This is a genomic window from Geomonas sp. (genome assembly GCF_035254065.1).
GTDB lineage: Bacteria > Desulfobacterota > Desulfuromonadia > Geobacterales > Geobacteraceae > Geomonas.
This window is the reverse complement of record NZ_DATFBA010000027.1, coordinates 1-9,206: the sequence shown is the minus strand read 5'-3', so window position 1 is coordinate 9,206 and position 9,206 is coordinate 1. Positions and strand designations below refer to the sequence as shown.

The window sequence follows — 9,206 nt, the reverse complement described above, 5'->3', positions numbered from 1 at the left end:
GGGAGTTTCTTAGAGCAAATAAAAAGGGGGGAACAGACTTCCCCCCTTCTTTGATGTACCTGATTACATCCCCTTCAAGAGCCCTTCCATCTCGGCAGTGATTTCCTTGAGGTCCGCGACCTGCATGTCGCCCATGTGGGCCACCCGGAAGGTCTTCCCTTTCAGTTTGCCGTAGCCGTCGTCGAAGGCGAAGCCGCGCTCGCCAAGCTGCTTTTTCAGCTGGGCGAGATCGACCCCCCGCTCGTTGGTGGCGCAGGTGAGCGTCAGGGAGCGGTAGGGCTCGTCGGCGAACAGCCCGAAACCGTGCTCGGTGGCCCATCCCCTCATGAACTGCGCCATTTCCAGGTGGCGCTGCCATCTCTTCTCCAGCCCCTCAGCGAAGATCCGGTCCAACTGCCGGTCCATGGCGTAGATCTGCGAGATGCACGGGGTGGAGGGGGTGTTGTCCTTCTCGTCGGCGGCGGCGAACTCCAGGAAGTCGAAGTAGTAGCCGCGCCCTTCGATCCCCTTCGCCCGCTCCAGCGCCCGCTCGCTGGCGGTGAAGACGGCGAGCCCCGGCGGCAGGGCGAAGGCCTTCTGCACCCCGAAGACGCAGCAGTCGATCCCCAGTTCCGCAATGGGGAGCTTCAGCGCGCTCATGGAGGAAACGGTGTCGATGATGGAGACCACGTCCGGGTACTTCTTGAGCACCTGGGCGATCTCGGGGAGCGGCGACATCACACCGGTGGAGGTCTCGTTGTGGATCAGGGTGATGGCGTCGTACTTGCCGGTGGAAAGGGCGGACTCCACCAGTTCCGGGGTGATCGGCTGGCCCCACTCGACCTTGAAGGGATCGGCCTCTTTCCCGCAGGAGAGGGTGACCTTGTGCCACTTGTCGGAAAAGGCGCCGTTGCAGAAGTTGGCGCAACGCTTGCCGACCAGGTTGCGTACCGCCCCCTCCATGGCGCCGAAGGCGCTGGAGGTGGAGAGGAAGACGCGATCTTCGGTGAACATCAGCTTCTTGAGCTTATCGGTGACGCCCTTGTGCAGGCGAGCGTACTCGGGCATGCGATGGCCGATCATCGGCGTCGCCATGGCGTCCAGTATCTCCTGGCTTACCTCGATGGGGCCGGGAATGAAGAGCTTTTTGTGCATTGTGGAAGGCTCCCTTGCTCGGATTTTTCTTTTCTGCGGGCAGCTTCTGCGGCGGGGGTGGCAGGGCGGGAATCGGCGCCGGAGGCGCCTTTGCCTGCTGCGTGCGAAAACTGGAAGGCTATCAGATGACGGGGGCGATGTCAACTTTGGCGACTGGGTGGGGCGGGGGGCGCTTAGGTGGACGGTACGGACGAGGTGGACGGCGTGGACGAGGTGGACAACGGAGCGATGGGGGGCACTGGAGTGGGAAGTGGACCCGTAGCGGGGAGGGGTGGTCAGTCGGGGTCGTCGGTGCGGTAGGTGACCGCCAGCTTGGCGAGGATGATCAGGGTCGCGATCAGGGCGGGGCCCAGCGGGTCGATCTCCAAGCAGGCCGCGGCGGCACAGGCCAGGCCCCCCACCGCCACAACCGCCAGCAGCCGGATGACCACCATCTGGACGACCCTTTCGGACAGGGGGTTCATGGGCCCGCCGCCTCGGCCTAGCCCAGCCATTCCGGGTGCTTCACGGTGCTGTCGTATTGATCGCTGGTCTTGAAGAGCTCATAGTTGCCCCGGTAGGCGAAGGGGGCGGTCCTCTCCAAAAGTTGCGCCATCTCCACACGGGTCATGGGCTGGAACCCCCGCACCACTTCCAGGGCCTGGGCCAGGATCTGCATGCTATCGATGCCGGTGACGACGGTGCCGGGGGAGACGCTCATGGCGTAGCGGAGGCACTCGGTGGCGGTCGCCGCCTGGCTCTTCAGTATGTGCCCGGCTGCCAGCGGCTTCATGGAGAGCACCCCGATCTTCTCCTCGATCAGCCGCGGCAGAACGTGATGCTGGAAGCTGTTGTAGTGGGCGTCCATCACGTTGATGGGCATGAGCACGGCGTCCAGCTTGAAACCGTTGGCCTTCGCCAGGTCAAGGAAACGCAGATGCATGGCGGGGTCCTTATGGCCGGTGAATCCCAGATACTTCGCCTTCCCCGCCCGCTGGGCGGCCAGCGCGGCCTCGACCGCTCCCCCTTTGGCGAAAAAGCGGTCCCCATCGTTGATCCGGATCACCTCGTGGCACATCAGGAGGTCCACGTGGTCGGTCTTCAGCCGCTTGAGGGATTCCTCGATCTGCCTGGCGGCCGCCTCCCTGGTCCTGCCGTCGAACTTGGTCATCAGGAAAGCGCGCTGCCGATACCCATCGCGGAGTGCCTTCCCCATCCTCTCTTCGCTGGCGCCACCGTTGTAGTCCCAGGAGTTGTCCATGAAGGTGATGCCGGCATCCATGGCCGAGCGGATGATGCGGATGGATTCCTGCTCGTCGGACTGCTTGCCGATGTGGGCGCCCCCCAGCCCCACCATGGAGATCTCTTCGCCGGTGGAGCCCAGCGGGCGGCGAGGCACCCCCTGTTTGGTGAGACCTGCCGCCGCGAAGGCGATCCGATCCAGAGCGGCGAGCCGCTCCGCCACCACGGCGCCGGCAACCATGGACGAGCCTTTCAGGAAGTCTCTGCGGTTCATCGGGCACCTCCTCCAGGGGCGTGAGATTGTGTTCCGACTACTTCTGCTCCAGGACCTTCACCATGTCCGGTACTGCTCGGGTCATCAGGAGTTGCAGGGTTTTTTGCAGCACATCGGCGGGGAGATGGTCGCGGTCGGTAAGCCCGGTGTCCGAGTACTGGGCCTCATAGGCGGAAACCCCGGTCAACGTCCCTTGCCGTCTCGGCTCCACCGCTATCTTCACTGTGGATTTGACCTCGTCCTTGACGGCGGTATGGGTATCGTTCACAAGGATGGTCGCCTCTTTCAGGATGAGCGCCTTGTTGGCATCTGCCGGAGCGGTGTCCCTCAGGATCACGTTGTAGCCGGCGCGCTTCAGTTCCTGGTTGAGGGCGTCCAGGACCAGGCTGGAGGGCGCCATGTCAGTGACGATGTTGGCGAGCTGCTTACCGTCATCATCGGTGACCTTACCGAGCACCCACTGGATGGAGGCCGACTCCCCCGCCGGCCGACGCACGCCCTGGACCAGGTAAAGGTCACCGCTGCCTCCGGTCACGTTGGCCGCCGGCCGGTAAAGGATGTCGGCCCGGCGGTCCGGGGTCGCGCACCCCAGCAGCCCGGCGAAAATCGCCGCCATCGCCAGCACCCGGATCAGTCCACATTTGACTCGTTCCATAATTCCTCCCGTTCGTTCCTCGACTCCGAACCTTTTCGTATCAGCAGTGATGCTGCGCTGAACGCCTCTTCTACGCCATCCTCACCGGCTCCCTCCTTCGCCTTACCGCCCCATGCTGCGCAATTTGTTATTTGAAGGAGAGGGGCTGTCAGCTGAGCGGAAGATGACGATGATCGGAAAAGCTACTCCGGTTGCAAGGAGGCGAAGAAGCTCTGTTTCCCCCTCTTCACCAGCAACAGCACCGGCCGGCCTTTCGCCTTGGCCACTGCGGCCTTGAACTCGGCTGCGGTGTGGACGGCCTTGCGGTCGACCTCGGTTATGACGTCCCCCGACTCGATCCCCGCGTCCTCGGCGGGAGTCCCCTCCTCGACGCTGTCCACCACCAGCCCGCTCTTTTCGGCTATGCCGAGATGCTGACGCAACTGCGGGGTCAGCTCCTCCAGCTCCATGCCGAAACTCTGCTCGGAGTTCTCCGGCGACTGGGCCGCCACTTTCTCTTCGGTCATCTCCTGCACCTTCACGATGTGGCTTTCTTCCTTGCCGTCTCTGATCAGCGCCACCGCCACTTCCTTGCCGACCGGGGTCTCCGCCACCAGGCGCGGCAGGTCGTTAGCGTCCTTCACCGCTTTGCCGTTGTAGGAGACGATGACATCCCCGCGCTGGATGCCCCCCTTGTCGGCAGGCCCCCCGGGCAGGACATCGCCCACCAGGGCTCCCTTGGCATCCTTGAGCCCGAAGGACTGGGCGAGCTCCGGGGTCAGGGTCTGGATGGAGATGCCGATCCAGCCCCTGACCACCTTCCCCTTCTCCTTGAGCTGGCTGATGACCGACTTGGCGAGCGAACTCGGTATGGCGAAGCCGAGTCCCTGCCCGCCGGAGACGATGGCGGTGTTGATGCCGATCACCTCTCCCTTCATGTTGACCAGGGGGCCTCCGCTGTTACCGGGATTGATCGGTGCGTCGGTCTGCAGGAAGTTGTCGTAGGGGCCGGAGCCGATGACCCTGCCGGTGGCGCTGATGATCCCCTGGGTAACGGTATGCTCGAGTCCGAAGGGAATCCCCACCGCCAGGACCCAGTCCCCGACCCGTACCTTGTCGGAGTCTCCCAGTTGCAGGGAGGGGAGGTGCCCGAACGTCGAGGATATCTTGATGAGCGCGAGGTCCGTCTTGGGGTCGCGCCCGGTTACCTTGGCCTTGAACTCCCGTCCATCGGCAAGCTTCACCTTGATCTCCTCGGCCCCCTCGATCATGTGGTTGTTGGTGATGATCAGTCCGCTGTCGTCGATGATGAAGCCGGAGCCGAGGCTCTGCTGCTTCATCTCGCGGTCCGGCATGTTGCCGAAGTACTTCTTGAAGAAGTCGCGGAACTGCTGGTCTTCGTCGTCTCCACCGCCGCTCCCTCCTCCACCGAAGAAGTGGTTGAAAGGAGTACCGGGCACCTTTACCTTGGAGGTGGTGCTGATGTTGACCACCGCAGGCGCCACCTTTTCGGCCAGATCGGCGAAGGACTGCGGGAAACCGATCACCTCGGTCCTCCCTTTGCTTTCGCAGCCACCTGTCGACACGCAGGCGATCACGAAAAACATCGACATGACGAAGCTTCGTCCAGCAACCGCCATCCATCTCAGTGACATGTCGCCCTCCCTGTCTGGCCCTTCTCTCTGCGTTCACTACAGGAAAACATACAAAAACGAAATAGCAAGGGAATCCCTTCCATTCCACTGGGAGAAAAGCTCCCCTTGCAGCGGACTCTTTCAATGCTGGCCGGAGGTGACATGAGTGGATTTCTCCCCCGAAGACATTATAGTTCTATCTGTTTCAGAGATTGAGCCGCCAGAGTCGCCAAGGAGGATGTCTATGCCAGAGCTGCCGGAGTTGACCGTGTTCGCCGACAACTTGAGTAAGGCTGTTGTCGGCAAGGAGATCGTCAAGGTCGATTATCGTGGCAAGAAGAGTGTGAAGGTCCCGACCGAGGAACTCACCCGCAGCATGGTGGCCGCCCGGATCGACAAGGTGCAGCGAGTCGGCAAGCAGCTGCTCGTTCGCCTCAGCAACGACGCGACCCTCTTCATCCACCTCATGCTGAAGGGTGGCTTCGTCCTCACTAAGACTGAGGAACTGCAGCAGCTCGACGCCGTCATCCTTGCCGTCTCCTTCGCGGACGGCTCGGCGCTGGCGCTGACCGATCCGCGGGGGATGGCGACGGTTGCCCTCAATCCCAAACGGGGAGAGCAACCGCGCGACGGACTCAAGGTGACCGCCGATTACCTGCAGGCCGCCTGCCAGCGGCAGCCTAACAAGATGATCAAGGCCCTGCTGGTCGACCAGGAGGTCATCGGCGGGATCGGCAACGCCTACTCTGACGAGATCCTCTGGCGGGCGCGCATCTCCCCCAAGTCGTTGGCAGGAAAACTTCCTCCCGAGGCCATCGACGCACTGGTCGAGGCCATCCCGGCGGTCCTCAACGAGGCGGTCGAGGAGATCAGGAGAAGGCGGCCGGACGCCGTTTCAGGGGAGGTGCGCGACTTCCTGAAGGTCCACGGTCCCGACCTCAAGAGCTCTCCCAACGGTGCCAGGATCATCAAGGAACAGATACAGTCGAAGGTCACCTACTATACCGAGGAACAGAAGTTGTACAGGTAGAGTCATCGGGAGAAGGCGGATCTTTTTTGGACCTTTATCGCCGAGCGGGTTGACAAGGAGAGAGTGCACCGCTATGTTTGGTTAGATTTTTATAATCTATTGGCTTCGGCCCACGACAAGGAGGCAACATGAGAAAGGGACTCGCATTGGTGACGCTGGTATCTCTGTTGGCATTCGGTGGCATGGCATTGACCGCGTTCGCGGCCGAAAAGGGACTCTCCGCCGCGGAGAAGGCATTCATCAAGGATGCCGCGAGCAGCGGTGACATGGAGGTCGAACTCGGCAAGGTCGCCCAGCAGAAGGGGACCGCGCAGGAGGTCAAGGATTTCGGCAAGAAGATGGAGACCGACCACAGCAAGGCCGGTGAGGAACTGAAAGCCCTGGCCTCCCAGAACAACGTAGAGATCCCGGCACAACTCGAGCGCAAGCACCAGATGACGGTGGAGAAGCTCTCCAAGTACACCGGTGCCGATTTCGACAAGAAGTACATGGCGGACATGGTGGCCGACCATAAGAAGGACGTCGCCAAGTTCAAGAAGGAGTCCAAGAAGGCGAAAAACCCGGCGCTCAAGCAGTGGATCGACAAGACCCTGCCGACGCTGGAGCAGCACCTCCAGCTGGCCAAGGACACGGCGCAGAAGGTGGGCGTCAAGATGAAATAACGCCGCTCTTTGCGGAGATACAACAGAGGCCCCTCAGCATCAGCTGAAGGGCCTCTTTGCTTTTCGCGTATCCTCTCGTTTCTCGTCCTTCCGTTCGCCCTTTCTCTTCTCCTTTACTGGGCTCACCCTCCTTCAACTCTCCCTCTCCCGGAGGGAGAGCGGACTGACGGAGAGAGGACTGTCGGACAGGTGCTTTGTGGAAGGCGCCGTGAAGAAGTACGTTCCCCCGCTCAACCGTAGCGCGTTCTGCCGTAGAGTTCCGTCATCTCCGCGAGCCTCGGCGCAAGCTCCCGGTACCCGTTGTCGGGAAATCTCCACTGCCAGTTACCTTCCGTTTTGCCGGGGTAGTTCATCCTGGACTCCTCCCCGGTTCCCAGTACGTCCTGCATCTGGAGGATGGCGGTGTTGGCCACCGACATCATGGCTACCCTGACGAAGATCCAGTTGGGCTCCTGCCCAATGTCCCGCCCCAGGTACCTGGAGACCACCTCCCTGTCGTCCTGGCTTCCCTGGTTGTACCACCCCATCACCGTATTGGTGTCGTGGGTCCCGGTGTAGACCACGCAGTTGGGGACGTGGTTGTGGGGAAGGTAGACGCTTTCGAAGTCCACCTTCTCGAAGCCGAGCAGCAGCACCTTGATGCCGGGGATGCCGTAGATGGCCATGGTTTCCCGGATATCCGGCGTGATGGTGCCGAGATCCTCGGCAAGCACGGGCAGCGTGGGGAAGCGCCGCAAAAGCGCGTTCAGGAAATCGTTGACCGGCGCCGGCTGCCACTTGCCGTTCACCGCCGTCTTGTCTTCGGCCGGCACCTCCCAGTAGGCGATGAGCCCCCTGAAGTGGTCGATCCTCACGAAGTCGTAGAGCCTGAAGAGGTAGTGGAAGCGCCTGAGCCACCAACTGAAGCCATCCTCCTTCATGGCCTCCCAGTTGTACAGCGCGCAGTTGAAGATCTGCCCGTCCGCGCTGAAGTCGTCGGGAGGACTGCCGGCCACCACGTAGGCCCGCTTCTCTTCGTCCACCCTGAAGTGATGCGGCTGCACCCAGATGTCGACCGAATCGTAGTTGATGAAAAGGGGGAAGTCGCCGATGAGATGGATCCCTTTCAGGTTGCAGTAGTTCTTGAGACGCTGCCACTGCTTGTAGAAGGTGTACTGGAGGAACTTCTCCCGGTCGATGGCGTCCGACAGCGACTGCCAGAGAGGGATCAACTCGTCAGGGTCTCTGTTGCGTATCCGTTCCGGCCATTCCGCCAGCGGGATGTCGCCCAGGTGGTGGTACAGGGCGGTGAAAAAGGCGTGCTGTTCCAGCCAGGCTGCTTCCCCCCTGCAAAACCGCTCATACTCGTGGTCTTCTGCCTGGCGCTCCTTGAACCTCGCATGGGCCCGTCCGTACAGCTGCTGCTTGAAGCGTCCAACCGCCTGGAAGTCGACTTTGTCGTCCGGGAAGACGGGATGATCGGCAAGCTCCTGCTCGGTCAACAGCCCCTCTCCCATCAGGATGTCTGGGCTGATCACGGAAGTATTGCCGGCGCACGAGGAGATGGTGGAGAAGGGAGATTGGGAGTAGCGCTGGCTGGTGGGGTTGAGAGGAAGTATCTGCCAGTAACTCTGCTTGGCATCTACCAGGAAATCCGCGAACTGGTAGGCGCCGGGACCCAGGTCTCCGATGCCGTAGGGGGAGGGGAGGGAGGTTATGTGGCAGAGGATGCCGCAGCCGCGTCGTCTCATGGTGCCTCCATATGAAAAGCCCCACCGCAAGCGATGGGGCTTTGAGAGCCGGGATGACTAGAGGACCCGCAGGAAGGCCACCAGGTTGTTCTGCTCCTCCTGGCTCAGCCTGAGGCCGAACACCAGGTCGAAGAACTTGACGGTGTCCTCGAGGGTGAAGCAGCGGCCGTCGTGCAGGTAGGGAGGGCTTTCCTTGATGCCGCGCAGGGTGAAGGTCTTGATCGGGCCGTCGCCCGGCTCCCTGGTGAAGCGCTCCATATGCAGGTCGTGCATCTGGTGGTCCATGAAGGTGGGAGGCATGTGGCACATGCCGCATTTCCCCTTGCCGTAGAAGATGTCCTCGCCGGCCGCCTCGGCGGCGGTGGCCTTCGTCCGGTCCAGCCGGCCCAGGAGGTCAAGCTTGGGCGTGGGGGGGAAGTCGAGCATGTTCTGCATCTGGGCCATGTGCGAGACCTGCACCCGGTTGAGGATGTTCATCCCCTTCTTGGCGGCGTGGATCTCGTCGCCGTTGAAGTAGGCGGTGCGCTGCTCGAACTCGGAGAAGTCCTCCACCGAGCGGAGGCTCCGTTTGGAGGAATGGACCTGCTGGTTGAAGAGCCCGCGCAGGCTGACCGTGTCCAGGCGGAACCGGCGCTCCTGGGGGCGGATGTCCGGGCTAAGGTGGAATTGCCCGGTGGTGTGGCCGTTCACGTGGCAATCGAGGCAGGCGACGCCGAGGCTCGCCTGTGCCGACTTGCGGTCATCGGTGGGGTTGAACTCCTCCTGGGGGAAGGGGGTGAGCAGCATGCGCAGGCCGTCGAGCTGCACCGGGGTCAGGATATCCTTGAACAGCCGGTAGTAGTTGTTGATGGAGACCACCTCGCCGCGCGAGACGTCGCCCAGCTCCG

General features: G+C 62.1%; 8 protein-coding genes and 1 pseudogene. 2 read left to right on the top strand and 7 right to left on the bottom strand.

Annotation, left to right across the window (positions count from 1 at the left end; all coding sequences use genetic code 11):
- Positions 1–63: 63 nt before the first annotated feature.
- The 5 genes from VJ604_RS01550 to VJ604_RS01530 form a co-directional block, all read right to left on the bottom strand.
- The gene (locus VJ604_RS01550) at positions 64–1,134 is read right to left on the bottom strand and encodes a pyridoxal-phosphate-dependent aminotransferase family protein (protein WP_324079623.1); all 1,071 of its coding nucleotides are present in this window, start codon (positions 1,132–1,134) and stop codon (positions 64–66) included.
- A 275-nt stretch (positions 1,135–1,409) separates the two neighbouring features.
- On the bottom strand, positions 1,410–1,598 hold the full coding sequence (locus VJ604_RS01545; protein WP_324079622.1) for a hypothetical protein: 189 nt from the start codon (positions 1,596–1,598) through the stop codon (positions 1,410–1,412).
- 17 nt (positions 1,599–1,615) lie between these two features.
- Positions 1,616–2,629 (bottom strand): aldo/keto reductase, encoded by a 1,014-nt coding sequence (locus VJ604_RS01540; RefSeq protein ID WP_414652378.1) that lies wholly within the window; start codon positions 2,627–2,629, stop codon positions 1,616–1,618.
- Between the two features lie 37 nt (positions 2,630–2,666).
- Complete coding sequence (locus tag VJ604_RS01535; RefSeq protein WP_324079621.1) at positions 2,667–3,284, bottom strand: YajG family lipoprotein; 618 nt, start codon at positions 3,282–3,284, stop codon at positions 2,667–2,669.
- 182 nt (positions 3,285–3,466) lie between these two features.
- A complete protein-coding gene (locus VJ604_RS01530) occupies positions 3,467–4,918 on the bottom strand; it encodes a DegQ family serine endoprotease (protein ID WP_324079620.1) in 1,452 nt (483 codons plus the stop codon).
- Positions 4,919–5,141: 223 nt separating this feature from the next.
- On the opposite strand from VJ604_RS01530, the gene VJ604_RS01525 reads away from it, so the two are divergent.
- Complete coding sequence (locus VJ604_RS01525) at positions 5,142–5,927, top strand: Fpg/Nei family DNA glycosylase (RefSeq protein ID WP_324079619.1); 786 nt, start codon at positions 5,142–5,144, stop codon at positions 5,925–5,927.
- 128 nt (positions 5,928–6,055) lie between these two features.
- A complete protein-coding gene (locus VJ604_RS01520; protein WP_324079618.1) occupies positions 6,056–6,589 on the top strand; it encodes a DUF4142 domain-containing protein in 534 nt (177 codons plus the stop codon).
- Between the two features lie 230 nt (positions 6,590–6,819).
- Here VJ604_RS01520 and malQ read toward each other — a convergent pair whose 3' ends face one another.
- Together malQ and VJ604_RS01510 are read right to left on the bottom strand one after the other, a co-directional pair.
- Positions 6,820–8,319, bottom strand: coding sequence for a 4-alpha-glucanotransferase (gene malQ, locus VJ604_RS01515; RefSeq protein ID WP_324079617.1), 1,500 nt, complete (start codon positions 8,317–8,319; stop codon positions 6,820–6,822).
- A gap of 57 nt (positions 8,320–8,376) precedes the next feature.
- Positions 8,377–9,206 (bottom strand): annotated as a pseudogene (locus VJ604_RS01510) (cytochrome B6); the annotation flags it as partial.